The sequence below is a fragment of the Anoxybacteroides tepidamans genome (assembly GCF_014201465.1).
Lineage (GTDB): Bacteria > Bacillota > Bacilli > Bacillales > Anoxybacillaceae > Anoxybacteroides > Anoxybacteroides tepidamans.
This window is the reverse complement of record NZ_JACHEP010000002.1, coordinates 283,314-297,935: the sequence shown is the minus strand read 5'-3', so window position 1 is coordinate 297,935 and position 14,622 is coordinate 283,314. Positions and strand designations below refer to the sequence as shown.

21 protein-coding genes are annotated in these 14,622 nt (G+C 41.2%); 17 read left to right on the top strand and 4 right to left on the bottom strand.

The features are described from left to right. Positions 1–7: 7 nt before the first annotated feature. From ctaD to HNQ34_RS04375, 6 genes are all read left to right on the top strand, one after another. A complete protein-coding gene (gene ctaD / locus HNQ34_RS04400; protein WP_183251943.1) occupies positions 8–1,873 on the top strand; it encodes a cytochrome c oxidase subunit I in 1,866 nt (621 codons plus the stop codon). 1 nt (position 1,874) lies between these two features. After that, on the top strand, positions 1,875–2,495 hold the full coding sequence (ctaE, locus tag HNQ34_RS04395; protein ID WP_183251940.1) for a cytochrome c oxidase subunit III: 621 nt from the start codon (positions 1,875–1,877) through the stop codon (positions 2,493–2,495). 4 nt (positions 2,496–2,499) lie between these two features. Then, complete coding sequence (gene ctaF, locus HNQ34_RS04390) at positions 2,500–2,832, top strand: cytochrome c oxidase subunit IVB (RefSeq protein WP_183251938.1); 333 nt, start codon at positions 2,500–2,502, stop codon at positions 2,830–2,832. 111 nt (positions 2,833–2,943) lie between these two features. Further along, positions 2,944–3,849 (top strand): cytochrome c oxidase assembly factor CtaG, encoded by a 906-nt coding sequence (ctaG, locus tag HNQ34_RS04385; protein ID WP_183251936.1) that lies wholly within the window; start codon positions 2,944–2,946, stop codon positions 3,847–3,849. 31 nt (positions 3,850–3,880) lie between these two features. Continuing rightward, entirely contained in the window at positions 3,881–4,348 is a 468-nt protein-coding gene (locus HNQ34_RS04380) for a DUF420 domain-containing protein (RefSeq protein WP_183251934.1), read from the top strand. A gap of 92 nt (positions 4,349–4,440) precedes the next feature. After that, on the top strand, positions 4,441–4,731 hold the full coding sequence (locus tag HNQ34_RS04375; protein ID WP_183251932.1) for an Asp23/Gls24 family envelope stress response protein: 291 nt from the start codon (positions 4,441–4,443) through the stop codon (positions 4,729–4,731). Positions 4,732–4,757: 26 nt separating this feature from the next. Here HNQ34_RS04375 and HNQ34_RS04370 read toward each other — a convergent pair whose 3' ends face one another. Further along, on the bottom strand, positions 4,758–5,117 hold the full coding sequence (locus HNQ34_RS04370) for a YugN family protein (protein WP_183251930.1): 360 nt from the start codon (positions 5,115–5,117) through the stop codon (positions 4,758–4,760). A gap of 222 nt (positions 5,118–5,339) precedes the next feature. Here HNQ34_RS04370 and safA point away from each other — a divergent pair, with 222 nt between their 5' ends. From safA to HNQ34_RS04355, 3 genes are all read left to right on the top strand, one after another. Next, a complete protein-coding gene (gene safA / locus HNQ34_RS04365) occupies positions 5,340–5,924 on the top strand; it encodes a SafA/ExsA family spore coat assembly protein (RefSeq protein ID WP_409978355.1) in 585 nt (194 codons plus the stop codon). Between the two features lie 27 nt (positions 5,925–5,951). Then, positions 5,952–6,377, top strand: a complete 426-nt coding sequence (locus tag HNQ34_RS04360; protein WP_183251927.1) for a CBS domain-containing protein — start codon at positions 5,952–5,954, stop codon at positions 6,375–6,377. 96 nt (positions 6,378–6,473) lie between these two features. After that, positions 6,474–7,502: a CAP domain-containing protein gene (locus HNQ34_RS04355; RefSeq protein ID WP_183251925.1), complete on the top strand. Its 1,029-nt coding sequence runs from the start codon at positions 6,474–6,476 to the stop codon at positions 7,500–7,502. Here the strand turns inward: HNQ34_RS04355 and HNQ34_RS04350 are convergent. Then, positions 7,423–7,836 (bottom strand): hypothetical protein, encoded by a 414-nt coding sequence (locus HNQ34_RS04350; protein ID WP_183251923.1) that lies wholly within the window; start codon positions 7,834–7,836, stop codon positions 7,423–7,425. The two genes, HNQ34_RS04355 and HNQ34_RS04350, sit on opposite strands and share 80 nt — an antisense overlap. Positions 7,837–7,940: 104 nt before the next feature. On the opposite strand from HNQ34_RS04350, the gene ylbD reads away from it, so the two are divergent. The 5 genes from ylbD (at position 7,941) to HNQ34_RS04325 (ending at position 9,855) form a co-directional block, all read left to right on the top strand. Then, positions 7,941–8,318 carry a YlbD family protein gene (gene ylbD / locus HNQ34_RS04345; protein WP_183251922.1) on the top strand — a complete coding sequence of 126 codons (378 nt, stop codon included), beginning with the start codon at positions 7,941–7,943 and terminating at the stop codon, positions 8,316–8,318. A 12-nt stretch (positions 8,319–8,330) separates the two neighbouring features. Continuing rightward, positions 8,331–8,564, top strand: coding sequence for a YlbE-like family protein (locus HNQ34_RS04340; RefSeq protein WP_183251921.1), 234 nt, complete (start codon positions 8,331–8,333; stop codon positions 8,562–8,564). 38 nt (positions 8,565–8,602) lie between these two features. Further along, positions 8,603–9,001, top strand: a complete 399-nt coding sequence (locus HNQ34_RS04335; protein ID WP_183251920.1) for a hypothetical protein — start codon at positions 8,603–8,605, stop codon at positions 8,999–9,001. 96 nt (positions 9,002–9,097) lie between these two features. Beyond that, entirely contained in the window at positions 9,098–9,547 is a 450-nt protein-coding gene (locus HNQ34_RS04330) for a YlbF family regulator (RefSeq protein WP_312856093.1), read from the top strand. A gap of 23 nt (positions 9,548–9,570) precedes the next feature. Next, a complete protein-coding gene (locus tag HNQ34_RS04325; protein ID WP_183251919.1) occupies positions 9,571–9,855 on the top strand; it encodes a YlbG family protein in 285 nt (94 codons plus the stop codon). Between the two features lie 67 nt (positions 9,856–9,922). Here HNQ34_RS04325 and HNQ34_RS04320 read toward each other — a convergent pair whose 3' ends face one another. After that, positions 9,923–10,312, bottom strand: coding sequence for a DUF7147 family protein (locus tag HNQ34_RS04320; RefSeq protein WP_183251918.1), 390 nt, complete (start codon positions 10,310–10,312; stop codon positions 9,923–9,925). A 151-nt stretch (positions 10,313–10,463) separates the two neighbouring features. On the opposite strand from HNQ34_RS04320, the gene HNQ34_RS04315 reads away from it, so the two are divergent. The 3 genes from HNQ34_RS04315 (at position 10,464) to coaD (ending at position 13,217) form a co-directional block, all read left to right on the top strand. Continuing rightward, positions 10,464–11,861, top strand: a complete 1,398-nt coding sequence (locus HNQ34_RS04315; RefSeq protein WP_183251916.1) for a hypothetical protein — start codon at positions 10,464–10,466, stop codon at positions 11,859–11,861. 292 nt (positions 11,862–12,153) lie between these two features. Further along, a complete protein-coding gene (gene rsmD, locus HNQ34_RS04310) occupies positions 12,154–12,723 on the top strand; it encodes a 16S rRNA (guanine(966)-N(2))-methyltransferase RsmD (RefSeq protein WP_183252225.1) in 570 nt (189 codons plus the stop codon). Beyond that, on the top strand, positions 12,723–13,217 hold the full coding sequence (coaD, locus tag HNQ34_RS04305) for a pantetheine-phosphate adenylyltransferase (RefSeq protein ID WP_183251913.1): 495 nt from the start codon (positions 12,723–12,725) through the stop codon (positions 13,215–13,217). Before rsmD ends, coaD begins: the two co-directional genes overlap by 1 nt. 47 nt (positions 13,218–13,264) lie before the next feature. On the opposite strand, the gene ylbJ is transcribed toward coaD, so the two are convergent. Next, positions 13,265–14,488 carry a sporulation integral membrane protein YlbJ gene (gene ylbJ / locus HNQ34_RS04300; RefSeq protein ID WP_183251911.1) on the bottom strand — a complete coding sequence of 408 codons (1,224 nt, stop codon included), beginning with the start codon at positions 14,486–14,488 and terminating at the stop codon, positions 13,265–13,267. Between the last annotated feature and the right edge of the window lie 134 nt (positions 14,489–14,622).

Here is a 14,622-nt window from a genome sequence, read left to right as displayed (position 1 = left end):
TTAAATCGTGAGTACGTTAGCTCGTAAAAAGGGTGTCGGCGCTGTAATTTGGGACTACCTTACAACGGTCGACCATAAGAAAATCGCCATCCTTTATTTAATTGCCGGCGGCTTTTTCTTCCTCATTGGTGGTCTTGAAGCGCTATTTATTCGTATTCAGCTTGCGAAGCCGAACAACGACTTTTTAGTTGGCGGTCTATATAACCAAGTGTTAACGATGCATGGTACGACGATGATTTTCTTGGCAGCGATGCCGCTTGTGTTTGCGATGATGAACGCTGTTGTGCCGATTCAAATTGGTGCGCGTGACGTTGCGTTCCCATTTTTAAACGCGCTAGGTTTCTGGTTGTTCTTTTTCGGAGGAGTTTTCCTCAATTTGTCGTGGTTTTTAGGTGGAGCGCCTGATGCTGGGTGGACTTCTTATGCATCGTTGTCGCTCGAATCACCGGGACACGGCATTGACTTTTATGTGCTCGGTTTGCAAATTTCTGGGTTTGGAACATTAATGGGTGGTATTAACTTCCTTGTTACGATTATTAACATGCGTGCACCTGGAATGACGTATATGCGCATGCCGATGTTCACATGGGCAACGTTTGTTACATCTGCGCTCATTTTATTTGCGTTTCCTCCGCTTACTGTCGGTTTAATTTTCATGATGATGGACCGGTTGTTTGGCGGCAACTTCTATAACCCTGCCGGAGGCGGAAACACGATTATTTGGGAGCACTTATTCTGGATTTTCGGTCACCCGGAAGTATATATTTTAGTGTTGCCGGCATTCGGCATTTTCTCGGAAATTTTTGCGACGTTTTCGAAAAAACGCTTATTCGGATATTCTTCAATGGTGTTTGCGACGGTGTTAATCGGCTTTTTAGGCTTCATGGTATGGGCTCACCATATGTTTACAGTTGGTATGGGACCAATTGCGAATGCGATTTTCGCCGTTGCGACAATGGCGATTGCGGTTCCAACTGGTATTAAAATTTTCAACTGGCTCTTTACGATGTGGGGTGGAAACATTCGTTTCACAACGCCAATGTTGTATGCGGTTGCGTTTATCCCATCGTTCGTTATGGGGGGCGTCACAGGTGTCATGAATGCAGCAGCAGCAGCGGACTATCAATATCATGATAGCTATTTCGTTGTTGCGCATTTCCACTACGTTATTGTTGGTGGGGTTGTATTCGCACTCTTAGCGGGGGCTCACTACTGGTGGCCAAAAATGTTCGGTAAAATGTTGAACGAGACGCTTGGAAAAATTACGTTCTGGTTGTTCTTTATCGGATTCCATTTAACGTTCTTTATTCAGCATTTCCTTGGTTTAATGGGAATGCCACGCCGCGTCTTTACGTACTTGCCTGGCCAAGGACTTGAAACAGGTAACTTGATCAGTACAGTTGGCGCCTTTTTCATGGCAGCTGCAACGATCGTTCTTTTAGTAAACGTTGTGATTACAACGGCAAAAGGACAAAAAGCGGAAGCGGATGCATGGGGAGATGGACGTACGCTTGAATGGGCGGTTGCTTCGCCGCCGCCGGAATATAACTTTGCGCAAACTCCGCTTGTGCGCGGATTAGATGCGCTTTGGATTGAAAAAATGGAAGGTAAAAAAGGATTGACACCTGCCGAACCGCTCGGTGATATTCATATGCCTAACCCGTCAATTTTACCGTTTATCATTTCGCTCGGGTTATTTATTGCCGCATTTGGATTTATGTACCATAATGAATATTCTTGGGGATTGTTCGTAGGAATTGGTGGGTTATTGATCACGCTCGGCTCGATGTTCTTGCGTTCTGTCATCGATGACCACGGATTCCACATTCATAAAGAAGAAGTTCTTGAAGCGGAAAAGGGGGTTAAGGCATAATATGCATGTTGAAGAAAAATTAACAGCAGAAACGTTCCCTGCGTCGCCTGAAAAAGCCACCCTCGAAGGGAAAAATAAATTTTTAGGTTTCTGGTTATTCTTAGGGGGAGAGACGGTTCTCTTCGCCTCCCTCTTTGCTACTTATTTAGCGTTGAGAGATAAGACAGCAGGTGGACCATCTGCCGAAGAACTGTTTAAAATGCCGCTTGTATTTGTGGCAACGATGCTTTTATTAACGAGCAGCTTGACGAGTGTATATGCGATTTATCACATGAAAAATTTTGACTTTAAAAAAATGCAGCTTTGGTTTGGGATTACAGTGTTATTAGGTGCAGGCTTTTTAGGTCTTGAGATTTTTGAGTTTAATGAATACGTCCGTGAAGGACACGTGTTTACGAAAAGCGCCTTTGCATCTTCGTTTTACACGCTAGTTGGTACGCACGGTGCCCACGTGGCGTTCGGTTTATTATGGATTTTGACGTTAATGATTCGCAACGCGAAACGAGGCTTGGATCTATACAACGCACCGAAGTTTTATGTCGCAAGTTTATATTGGCACTTCATTGACGTTGTATGGGTGTTCATTTTTACCGTTGTATACTTAATGGGAATGGTGGGGTGATTGTATGGCGAATCAGACGAATACAGGCAACCCAAATGTGGACTTAGCATACCGCCGCAAAAAAAATGCGGAAGAAATGAAACACCAGGTCATCTCGTTTATCCTAATGATTGCACTAACGTTAGTTGCTTTCTTTGCGGTCGGTTATGACGAATTTTCACATTGGTTTTCTGTTCCATTTATTTTACTTCTTGCGGTTGTACAAGTCGCGTTCCAATTGTATTACTTTATGCATATGAGTCACAAAGGACATGAACTTCCGGCGCTCTTTCTTTATGGCGGTGTGCTTGTTGCGTTTTTAACGGTTTGGGCGTTTATGACCGTTGTTTGGTGGTAATAGACAAAAGGAAATCGGCGTATGCTGATTTCCTTTTTCGTATGATGAAGCGCTCATTAATGGACAAACGCTCGGTGTATTATAGTATAATGAATGGAGAGAGGTGAGAGTATGATTACATCATTGCAAATGTTTGGTTTTATGGCGTTATGGAGCCCGTTTTTTCTAGGAGCGTTATTGCTCGTCGCACTGTTTTATTTATTGGCGGTCGGGCCGTGGCGTGAGAAATTTACGACAGAAGGGCCACCGCCGATGAAACAAAAAGCATATTTTTTTGTAGGGCTTTTCTTGCTTTATGTGATCAAAGGATCGCCGATCGATTTGCTTGGCCATCTAATGTTTAGCGTGCATATGACGCAAATGGCGATTTTATATTTAATTATTCCGCAATGTTTGATTTTAGGGATTCCGAATTGGATGTATGAAAAGCTGTTTCGCATACGAGCAATTAAGCAGTTGTTTTCGTTATTTACAAAGCCGCTTATTTCTCTTTTGCTATTTAACGGATTGTTTTCGTTTTACCATGTCCCGTTTATTTTTGACGCCATTAAAACGAATATGATTTACCATGCGGTCGTTACGACTATCATTTTCATTGCCGCATGGTTTATGTGGTGGCCGATCGTCAACAAACTATCAGAGTGGCAAACGCTTTCAGGTATTAAAAAAGTTGGGTATATTTTTGCTAATGGTGTGTTGCTAACCCCTGCATGTACCCTTATTATTTTTGCGGATACACCTTTATATAAAACGTTTTCTGATCCACAAGCATGGTTAAACGCCCTTCAGCTATGCGTGCCAAAAGGGACGTTAGCTTCTTTGCATTTAACGGGGCCGGAAATGTTTTTATCGATGTCGCTCCTTCACGATCAACAGCTCGGCGGCGTCTTAATGAAAATTATTCAAGAAATTGTGTATGGAACGATGTTGTTCTTTATTTTCATTGAATGGTATCAAAAAGAGAGAGAGAAGGAGCGGTTAGAAACGATTGCATCACCGCATCCTTCCGAATCATAATTATAAATAAAAATAAAGTGAGGAAAAGGACATGGAATATTCACTGCCGCTTTTGCCCACCATTAGTACAAGTTGCATTGTGATTAGTGCTGCGCTCGTAGCGTATGGATGGTATCTCATTCGAAAAAGAAACATAGAGGCTCATAAAAAAGTAATGCTCTGGGCAGCCGCTTTTGCGCTATTGTTCTTTCTCATTTATTTATCAAGAACAATATTTGTTGGTAATACAAGTTTTGGTGGACCAGATAACATTAAAATATATTATACGATTTTCTTAGTGTTCCATATTTTCTTAGCGACCGTCGGAGCTGTTTTTGGAATCGTTACGCTGTTAACAGGCCTAAAGAACAATCTCATCAAGCATAAAAAGTTAGGTCCGATTACAAGTGTGATTTGGTTTTTTACAGCGGTGACCGGCGTTGTCGTCTATTTGCTCCTTTACGTGTTTTATCGTGGTGGCGAAACAACATCGATGATCAAAGCGATTTTAGGATTTTAGATGACCCGACATAAATGTCGGGTTTTTTATTCTAGGGAACAGAGAGGGACAGACGGCATATAATAAAAATATTGATTTGGGGGAGGGAAACGATGAGGGAAGCGGTTCGATTGCGTCGATCTAATGTTGCGTATTCGACGTTGGTGACGATTGTGATGATGTGTGTAAAAGAGCAAGAAGGAATAGTGGCAGAAGAAACCGTTATCGAGGTGTTGCTTGCCGCAAATAATCATTGTACAATCACGGTTGCAGTTGTGATGAAATACGGGGCTGAGATTATTCCGATATGTAAGAAATTACAGGAACAAATTGTAAATGAAATCGGGATGATGACTCCGTTTACGGTTCAACAAGTTCATATTATCGTAAAAAGGATTGCGTAATTAAAAAATCAACGCATGAGAATCACTCATGCGTTGATTTTGGCTAATCCTTCTTTTACTTGTGCTAAAATGCTTTGGCATTGGCTGACTAATGAAGATGGGAAGTTTTCTCCTTCGCCATATTCAACACCGTGTGGATAATAATGTTTTCCGAGAAGCGGGGGGAGCAATTTAATCAACGCATAGCGCGTGTCGACTTCGCCTTCAATCGCATAGCCTTGCACGCGGAGATAGTATACGTCGCCTTTCATTTCGAATTTACGATCGTATGTAACGCGCTCATAATCCCATTGGCCTGCACGTACGAATCCTAAGCTTTCCATTAACTCATCTAAGCGGGACAATTCTGCTGTTTGATTCTCAATTCCCGTGTTTTCAAATTTCATTACATATTCCCTCCTACAATATCCCGATAAATAAAAACACTCCTTCATCTATAATATTATGAAAGCGTTCAACTTTCAATCAATACTTCGAATTCGAGTTCATACCGAGAAAAAATTTTTTACTGTATTCGTCATTTTTTTTCTATTTTGGTGAAACTAAAAAGCGAAAGGAGGAGAAAAGTGATGAAAAAAGTTTTGCTGCTTTTATTGTTTAGCGCCATCATGTTCAGTGTAAGCGTTCCACTAAACGTTTACGGTCAAGGAACGACGACTTATGTCGTTCAACCTGGGGATAGTTTATGGAAAATTGCGGTTCGTTATCAAGTAGGGCTTTCAGAAATTATTGAAGCAAATCCGCAATTTTCCAACCCTCACTTAATTTATCCCGGTCAAAAGGTATATGTTCCGATTTTAGATGATGTGAAACAAATTGAAAACGAAGTGGTACGTTTAACCAATCAACAGCGAGCGAAGTACGGATTGCCGCCACTGCAAATCGATTGGCAATTAGCGCGTGTCGCACGCTATAAATCAGCCGATATGCGCAATAAAAATTATTTTTCGCATCAATCTCCGACGTACGGCTCGCCATTTACGATGATCAAAAATTTTGGAATTAGTTATCGCACAGCGGCAGAAAACATTGCAGCGGGCCAACAGACGCCCCAAGAAGTGATCAATGCTTGGATGAACAGCCCAGGACATCGAGCTAATATTTTGAACAAAGATTTTACCCATATCGGTGTTGGGTACGCGAAAGGCGGCTCATATGGTCATTATTGGACGCAAATGTTCATTGGAAAATAAAGATTGAAAATTGAAAGGGGAAGAAACATGACGACTGTGCGTGAGATTATGACAGCGAATGTCGATTATTGCACTCCACTTGATAACGTGTTTGAAGCAGCTGTAAAAATGCGCGATTTAAACGTAGGGGCGATCCCAGTTGTCGAAAACGGTCGGCTCATTGGAATGGTTACCGATCGAGATTTAGTCGTTCGCGGAATTGCGGAAAAACGACCTGGATCGAGCCAAGTAACGGAAGTGATGAGCAAAGACGTTATTACGACATCGCCGGATACATCTGTCCAAGAAGCAGCACAACAGATGGCGGAACATCAAATTCGTCGCTTACCTGTTGTTGAAAACGGCCGGCTTGTCGGCATCGTTTCACTCGGCGATTTAGCAACACATCGATATTCAGATGAAAGTGCTGGCCGCGCATTAAGCGATATTTCCGAACAAAATTTCCTTCACTAAAAAACGAAATCCCTTTTCGTAAGGGATTTCGTTTTTTTTTACAAAGAAAACACGATATAATGACAGTAAGAGATTTTGTGAAAGTGGGGTTGCCTAGTGAAATGGTTTTTTTTGTTTTTTCTCTTATTGATTAGTTTTTTATATTTTTCTCCTAACCATAATACACCCCCGTTAAGTCCTACACAACCACAAAAAGAGCGTGACCGCATTGAAAAAGAACAAACCGCAAAAGCTGGGGTTGTGTCTTTGATTGGAAAAACGGAGGAAGAAGTCAAAAAGCAGTTCGGGCAACCAATACGTATCGATGACTCTGCTTATGATTACAAATGGTGGATTTACAATGAGCAAACGAGTACGTATTTACAACTTGGAATGATGAACGGTCGAGTTGTTACTGCTTTTATAGGCGGGGAACAAATTGATGTTACGCCATTTCGAATTGGTCAACCTGTTCAAGAACTGTTTAACCTTATCCCCCTTTCTTCTACGGTCGAAGTATCGTTACGCACGGGCACTTATCGTTTTGAATTGTCAGAGCAAGATATGACCGTTCAGCCGATCGTGAAGATGAATGGTGTGTATGTACAACTTTATATCGATCATTTCACTGGAAAAATTTCAGGTATTCGAGTTATGGATGGAGAAACGCTCGTAAAGTTACGTCCTTACGAATTAGTGTATCGCGGTACGTTGCCGTCAGCCGCCCCTTTATCTTTGCAGCAACAAAAGCGAGTCGAAATGGCGAATGCGAAGCAAATTTTTGAGATTACGAACGTCATTCGAAAGCGCTATAACGTTCCGCCGTTAGATTGGCATGAAAAAGCAGCTCAAGTCGCTTATGAGCATAGTAAAGATATGAAAGACAATCGATATTTTTCTCACCAATCTCCTACTCGTGGTGATTTAAAAGACCGATTGTTATCCGCACGCATTCCATTTCAAGTAGCGGGTGAAAATATTGCGGCACAATATATCGACGGAATTGCTGCTGTAGAAGGATGGTTAAACAGCAAAAGACATCGCGACACGTTGTTAAATCCGCAATTTACTCACCTTGGCGTCGGTGTCGCCGGTCAATATTATACACAAGATTTTTTGAAACCGTGGAAGTTGTCTGATAAGTAGCGAACAAAAAAAGCTGATTTTTCCATTGACCGTAGCAAATAATCGTTTCACCGATTTGAAATGATGGTTTTTGCAGCGAGTCCGTCATCGGAAATTGAATGCGCGCGGCGATTTTTTCGTTTTCATGCTGTAACAATAAATCGATGATGTAAATGGAATAATGGTAATAATACCGTTCTGTTTTTTCGCGGATACCGACGATCGTTCCTTTGACGAACGATTCTTCAGCAACTTTTCCGATCTGAAGCCATTTGTTATAAAATTTTTTTCGTTCTTTGCGCGTCAAGTAATAAAAATAAAGAAATAACAGTGGGATTGCAATCGCAGTTACCAACGTTTATTCCTCCTCTTCCTCATTATTGTATCAAAAAATGGGCGCACGCCACATCCGTTTGTTCGATAGTATATGGTAGAAGAACAAAGAGGGGGTAGAGGAGGATGGAAAAACATCTACATCCTTCCGTCGAACAGTTTAAGAAATTTGTAAAAAAACATCCAAAAATTATTCAAGATGTGCGCGAAGGAAAAAAAACGTGGAAACAGTTTTATGAAGATTGGTATTTATTCGGTGAAGAAGATGAAATATGGAATGACTATAGGGAAGAGCAAGAAAAACAAGCAATCGATAGCCATTCTTTTATAAACAAAATTTTATCCACATTAAAAAAGATGGATCCGAATGAGATGCAGAAACATATCGCGGCCGTCCAAGAGGCTATTTCGGCGATTCAAAGCGTCATCGGACAGCTTCAAGGAATGAAACAATCATCTGCTGTTCCGCCAGAGCATCATCCGTTTTCATTTCGGAAAGATTAGAGGGCCTTATTGATGAGAAAAGAAGTTGTGCAATATATCGAATCGAAGAAATGGTTACAAAAATTTATTCGTGAACAGCCGCGCTGGTATCGGACGCTTGCTCGCGATCCGAACAAGCTACAATCATTTGAGTTAGCTGCGCTTCAATATTACGAGCAAACGATTCCGCATAAAGTAGAAAAAATTGCTAATTCGTTAGAAATGGCCTCTCTCATGCTGCATATGTTTAAAGCGATGCGGGATTAATTTTTCCAAAAAAGCAAAGACTACTTCGTAAAGGAGTGATGTCTTTGCGAACAAAAATGATAGCTAGTGTCTTTTCATTATTGTTGTTGGCGGCGTGGGAAAACCACAAAGAGGCTGAAACGATGCATAAAGCAGTTCCGATCGCTTCTGCGCACATCGTCCAAACGATGCACGTCAAACATGAAGTGCGCGGAAAAGAGGTGTTTGTTGAGTGTATCGTCAATAACTTTTCTTTTAAAAAAGGTGCGCGCCATAAAAAAGACGGGGAAGGCCATATCGATGTTTATTTGAATGGCCAAAAAGTAAACGAAGTGTTTACTGCTGCCTTTGTTGTAAAAGGATTACCAGCAGGGAAGCATACGGTCCGCCTTGAACTCGTTCATAACGATTCGACGAAATACGGAGTATCACATGAGTTTGAGGTCAATATTCCTTAATCGAAAGTCTGACGAGCGGGTCAGACTTTTTTTGATATAGTCATCGCTTTTCTTCTATGTCTTTCTCATGATATGATGGTAGTGGAGGTGCATACCGTGATCGTTGCGACGTTCGAGCGGCTCGAGATTTTAAATAAAGCCGAATCGTTAGGAAAGATGGTTGTCCAGTCAGAAGTAGCGGAGCATTATCGACGTTGTTTGCAACGATTGAAAAATGATCGCTCCGCCCAAGAACTGATTGCGCATTTTACAAAGGCAAAAGAACGCTATGAAGAAGTACAGCGTTTTGGTAAATATCATCCAGATTATCATACAATTATGAAAGAAATACGTGAGGTTAAACGAAAGCTTGATTTTCACGAAACCATTTCTGCTTTTAAAAAAGCAGAAAAAGAATTGCAAGATTTGCTGGATGAAATTAGCGTACTGATTGGAAAGGCTGTATCGGAGCAAGTCAAAGTGCCAACAGGGAATCCGTACTTTACCTCGCTATCTAGTTGTTCAGGCGGGTGTGGTACAGGAGGAAGCTGCGGCTGTCGGTCGTAAATTGTCAAAAGGGGAATGAAGTTATGTTTCCAAAGCGTCAAGCAATGATTGTTTGGTTATATTCATTAAAACATAGCAAACATTTGCGGAAATTTGGTAATATTCATTACATTTCTAAACGTCTTAAATATGTCGTGCTATATTGCAATATGGAAGATATTGATCTCCTTATGAAAAAGATCGCTTCATTGCCATTTGTGAAAAAGGTCGAGCCTTCGTATCGCCCGTTTTTAAAAATGGAATTTGAATCGAAAGGCGATAAAGAAAAAGAACAAAAGTATTTAGGTTATTCGATTGAAAAAGGCTGACTTTCCGAGAAAAGCCAGCCTTTTTTTTATTGCCTAGCTGTGAACGAACATCCTCCCCCACTTTTCGTTATTGAAGAGGTGGAATAAAACGGTTCATGCGCATAATGCCGATTAAATGTTGATAATATAACTCAACTTCAGCAAAAAATGTCGACGGTTTTACTTCTAAATGTATAATTTCATGGCCGAGTTCTTTTGCCAATTCGGCAAATAGTTCATATCGTTTGTTTGGTTTAACAGATGGATTCGGAATGCCTTCTCGACAAATATATAAAGGCTGAAATTCTCCCGGATCAGTCGGATGCAGAACAACGACACAAGAAGTTACCGCTTGTCCATTTTTAATCGTATGGAGAGCAAAAAGCCCAGATAAACGATGGCGGTTTGCTTTTGCCAATTCAATCAGTTCATAAATATCGGAATATCCTTCCCCAAGTTCAATAAATCGTTGAATCATGTGCGATTCTCCCCTTTTCCTATTCTCTCCAACTCACTACTTTATCATTGTTTTTGAAAAAGATAAACAAATTTCGACATTTTTGTACAAACAGTGTAGTTTTTTTGGTATCTTTATTGGTAAGAAACGAATTTGAATGAGGGATTGCATCGTGATGAGGACGGCTATTTTAATGATTGCTCTTTTTTTAGGAATCAGCGGTGGTGCTATGTATATGCAATGGCGCGATTACGAGCAGACTAATAATAGAAATGGCGCTACACCATTAGTTCATACGATCGATATTCGCCATGTCGGAAAACAACTTGAAATTACACAAACGATCGAAGGGCTTACAGAACGATCGTATGAAGTGATGATACCAAGCGGAGCAAAGCAAATGACCTATATCATTGGAAACAAACGACAAACGCTTGCGTATGAACGAAATGGAAAATCGTCCGTGCAAGTAGGCGGGAATAACCGAATCTCCTTTCGCTATGTCATCTCGTTGCCATCATTGAAAACCATTTGGCTGGAACGCTGGTCTGTCGTTGTTTTTTCAAAGCAACCGCAGCAATTTCGTGTCCAGCTCATCGATTATGCAACGAAAAATGGAATGTGGATGGCCGGTGCGCCGCTTGATGGGAGAATAAAAAAAGACTCGTTTACTCTCTATTCGTGGTCGCAAAAAAATCTTCTTTCGTTTCCGCTTTATTTTCAACCAGCAGAACTGTCGAGAAACGTATACGGTTCTATAGAAGTGTACGGGCAAAATAAAGCGAACATGAAAGCAACGAAATGGGCGGATGTTCCTTCATTTACGCTCGTATTGTCACCGTGGGGCGATCAGCATCTTTCTCCGACGTTAGTCGTTGTTCCTGAAACTACATCGCTTTCATCGATTCAAGCGGAATATATGCGTACATATTATGCGTCTTACTTTTTGCCAAGTGGTGAAATAAATGAGTGGGTAGCGGACTTATTAACAGCGATTGCGCTACAAACACAGCCTGTTACTCCGCAAGCGAAAGCGGTTTGGCAACAATTTCAGGAAAAATTGACGGAAGATGAAAAAAAAGCATTTCTCTCTTTTGTTTTACAGTATAGAGGGAAAATGCTAACGCCTTCGATGCTCGATAAGGCTTTATCGGCATCTCGTACAGGAGAAACAACGTATTTTACTGATTTAATGAAAAAAGGACGTTCTCTTTTGCTTATTTTTACAAATGAAGGAAATGTATATGTGAACGATGTGCCTTTGAAAGAAGCGAAAGCCGTTTTACAAAATGGAGAGATTCTTTTACCGTTTACTGAAGTGATGAGTCGCTTAAGGTATGATGTAAGGCGGTCAGGAGATGCGGTGTTTATTGAAAATAATGATAATCGTTGGCGCTTTTTTGTCAATTCTTCTGTTTATATGCAAGGAAATGATCGGTTTGGTGCCCCTTCTATCATTATTCGTGATATTAACGGAATGCTGTACATGAGCACGGATATAATCCAACGCTGGTTTTCTGTTCAAGTGTGGACGACTGACCGCGATGTTTATGTGAAAGCTGTTCCATAAAAAAGTCCCTGCAGCTTCCTGCAGGGGCCTTTGATGCTTATTTGTTCCCGCGCATCGAAAAGGAACGCATAAGCCAAAGGAAAAGGGAGAGGAGAAACCGGAGGAAGAACTTATGGGGAACGTAAGTCTTCTCCGTGGTTGGCAACAGCATCCATACGGACGTTGCCATTACTCATTATGACCAATGCATCAATTTGTATACATCTTCTTTCAAAAAAATGACAAAGTGGTATTATTTAAAAGTTTGTGATAGGATAAGAAGGGCAAAACGCTTAAAATGTGGTGAAAGATGATGAGGGTCATTTCAGGGAAATGTAAAGGAAGATTATTGCAAGCGGTTCCAGGTATGTCGACAAGACCAACGACGGATAAAGTAAAAGAAGCGATCTTTAATATGATCGGTCCTTATTTTTCAGGGGGAATCGGTCTTGATTTATTTGGAGGAAGCGGCGGCCTTGGAATTGAAGCGTTAAGCCGCGGAGTGGATCGTATGATTTTTGTTGATCACGACATAAAAGCGGTGCAGACGATTCGAAAAAATATAGAGGCATGTGGATTGACGGAACAAGCAGAAATTTATCGCAATGATGCGGAGCGTGCGTTGAAAGCGATCGTTAAGCGCCAACTTCGGTTTCATGTTATTTTTCTTGATCCACCTTATAAAAAGCAGAAGTTGCAAGCGCTCATTTCTTTTATTGATGAGCATGCTCTTGTTGAAACTGACGGATTTGTCATTGCCGAACATGCTCATGACATCGAACTTCCCGACCAAATCGGGGAATTGCTGCGAATCAAGCGTGAAACTTATGGAATTACCGCCGTTTCCGTTTATGCCTATGCAGAGAAAGGGGAATCGATTTAATGGCAAGCATTGCGGTTTGCCCGGGGAGCTTTGACCCGGTTACATATGGACATTTAGATATTATTCGGCGCGGTGCGAAAGTATTTGATCAAGTATATGTCGCGGTTTTGAATAATTCATCGAAAAAACCGCTATTTTCAGTGGAAGAAAGAATAGAATTGTTAAAAGAAGTGGTGAAGCCATTTCCAAACGTGACCGTCGAATCGTTTAACGGTCTTCTTGTCGATTACGCCCGCAGCAAAAGTGCCAATGCGATTTTAAGAGGGTTACGCGCTGTCTCCGACTTTGAGTATGAAATGCAAATCACCTCGATGAACCGCGTGTTAGATGAAAATATCGAAACTTTTTTTATGATGACAAATAGTCAGTACGCTTTTTTAAGCTCCAGCATCGTAAAAGAAGTTGCAAAATATAACGGGAATATTTCAGAGCTCGTACCTCCTATTGTTGAGGAGGCGCTCCGCCAAAAATTTGCGCCTTTCAAGCTAGAATGATGATGAAAACGAAAGAAAGCTGACTTGAGAAGGGAGTCGCACCTTTTTCAGTCAGCCTTTTTATTAAGTGTAAGAAAAAGCAATAGTGCGTACATACATAACGATAGCAAAGTAATGAGTGGGCCATATTGAGTTAAAAATTTCCAATATTGAAACAACCATAAAGGGGCGTGTTCCGTTAAAAAAACAGGAATCGCTCCTTTCGTTTCATGAATCGAGTAGAAACGGACGTAAAGCGGCTCCCATAAAATGTATGTAAATAAGGCGGAAACGCATCCATGAATCATTCGCGCTACAAAAAAAGGTTGAAACCGAATGTTAGCTTCCGCAAGGATGCTTGCTACTTGCGCCTGTACAGAAAAGCCGCCAAAAGACAAAATAAAGCTTGTGACGATCGCTTTTTCTAAAAGATTCGCCTGTTCGACTTGGCTGATCATTTGGCTGCCGAGCGTAATTTCAAATACGCCGGAAATGAATGGAATGCTTAACTCTTTTGGGAGTTGAAACAGATGAAGCATATATTGAAACAACAAAGCGATATGTTCGGTCATGTGAATCATATATAAAAGTTTATTAATGACCGAAAAGAGAATAATAAACCCACCGATCATTAATAACGTTTGAACGGAAGAACGAACGGCATCTCCTAACAATTTTCCTAACGGTTGCTTGTTTTTTAGCCGCGTTTCATGCAATATATGAAAGGCGTGGCGAATCGAAAAGGAATGTTGTTTTGTTGGCTGAGTACGCTGTTCTTCCGCTTTTCTGTGAAATCGCATGATAAGGCCGACAAAGACGTTTCCGATGTAATGCGATAAAGCAAAGATCATTCCGAGGCGAGGGTTATGAAAAAATCCAACAGACACCGCTCCAAAAATAAATAAAGGATTGGATGAATTTGTAAATGAAGAAAGACGTTCTGCTTCGATCATCGAAATTTGCTTTTCTTGATATAGGCGGGCCGTTAATTTTGCTCCCGACGGATATCCAGACGCCATTCCCATCGCCCAAACGAAACCTCCGACGCCGGGAACATTAAAAAGCGGTCGCATAAGCGGTTCTAACAGCACGCCAAGCAAATGAACGACCCCAAAACCGATTAACAATTCGGAAACGATAAAAAAAGGCAATAGCGAAGGAAAAACGACTTCCCACCACATATTTAAACCACGAATCGACGCTTCGAGCGATTGTTGTGGATAGAAAATGAGAGAAAAGGCAAAAACGGTAACGGATAAAGCTAAAAGAATGGTATGTGCTTTCGTTTTCATATACGCGTTGCCTCCTGAGCGCGACGTTTGTTCACATCTTTTCTCCCCTTTCTTTTTCATACCATGTACAACCTCGTGTAGTTTAATATACGAGTATAGGGGGCTATTTTAGACCATAAGAATGAAAGAGGGGA

What these genes read in the sequence shown, in the direction of transcription:
- ctaE (WP_183251940.1), top strand. Translation starts at nt 1,875, where the DNA reads ATGCATGTTGAAGAAAAATTAACAGCAGAAACGTTCCCTGCGTCGCCT.
- ctaF (WP_183251938.1), top strand. Translation starts at nt 2,500, where the DNA reads ATGGCGAATCAGACGAATACAGGCAACCCAAATGTGGACTTAGCATAC.
- ctaG (WP_183251936.1), top strand. Translation starts at nt 2,944, where the DNA reads ATGATTACATCATTGCAAATGTTTGGTTTTATGGCGTTATGGAGCCCG.
- HNQ34_RS04380 (WP_183251934.1), top strand. Translation starts at nt 3,881, where the DNA reads ATGGAATATTCACTGCCGCTTTTGCCCACCATTAGTACAAGTTGCATT.
- HNQ34_RS04375 (WP_183251932.1), top strand. Translation starts at nt 4,441, where the DNA reads ATGAGGGAAGCGGTTCGATTGCGTCGATCTAATGTTGCGTATTCGACG.
- HNQ34_RS04370 (WP_183251930.1), bottom strand. Translation starts at nt 5,117, where the DNA reads ATGAAATTTGAAAACACGGGAATTGAGAATCAAACAGCAGAATTGTCC.
- safA (WP_409978355.1), top strand. Translation starts at nt 5,340, where the DNA reads ATGTTCAGTGTAAGCGTTCCACTAAACGTTTACGGTCAAGGAACGACG.
- HNQ34_RS04360 (WP_183251927.1), top strand. Translation starts at nt 5,952, where the DNA reads ATGACGACTGTGCGTGAGATTATGACAGCGAATGTCGATTATTGCACT.
- ylbD (WP_183251922.1), top strand. Translation starts at nt 7,941, where the DNA reads ATGGAAAAACATCTACATCCTTCCGTCGAACAGTTTAAGAAATTTGTA.
- HNQ34_RS04340 (WP_183251921.1), top strand. Translation starts at nt 8,331, where the DNA reads ATGAGAAAAGAAGTTGTGCAATATATCGAATCGAAGAAATGGTTACAA.
- HNQ34_RS04335 (WP_183251920.1), top strand. Translation starts at nt 8,603, where the DNA reads ATGTCTTTGCGAACAAAAATGATAGCTAGTGTCTTTTCATTATTGTTG.
- HNQ34_RS04325 (WP_183251919.1), top strand. Translation starts at nt 9,571, where the DNA reads ATGTTTCCAAAGCGTCAAGCAATGATTGTTTGGTTATATTCATTAAAA.
- HNQ34_RS04320 (WP_183251918.1), bottom strand. Translation starts at nt 10,312, where the DNA reads ATGATTCAACGATTTATTGAACTTGGGGAAGGATATTCCGATATTTAT.
- rsmD (WP_183252225.1), top strand. Translation starts at nt 12,154, where the DNA reads ATGAGGGTCATTTCAGGGAAATGTAAAGGAAGATTATTGCAAGCGGTT.
- coaD (WP_183251913.1), top strand. Translation starts at nt 12,723, where the DNA reads ATGGCAAGCATTGCGGTTTGCCCGGGGAGCTTTGACCCGGTTACATAT.
- ylbJ (WP_183251911.1), bottom strand. Translation starts at nt 14,488, where the DNA reads ATGAAAACGAAAGCACATACCATTCTTTTAGCTTTATCCGTTACCGTT.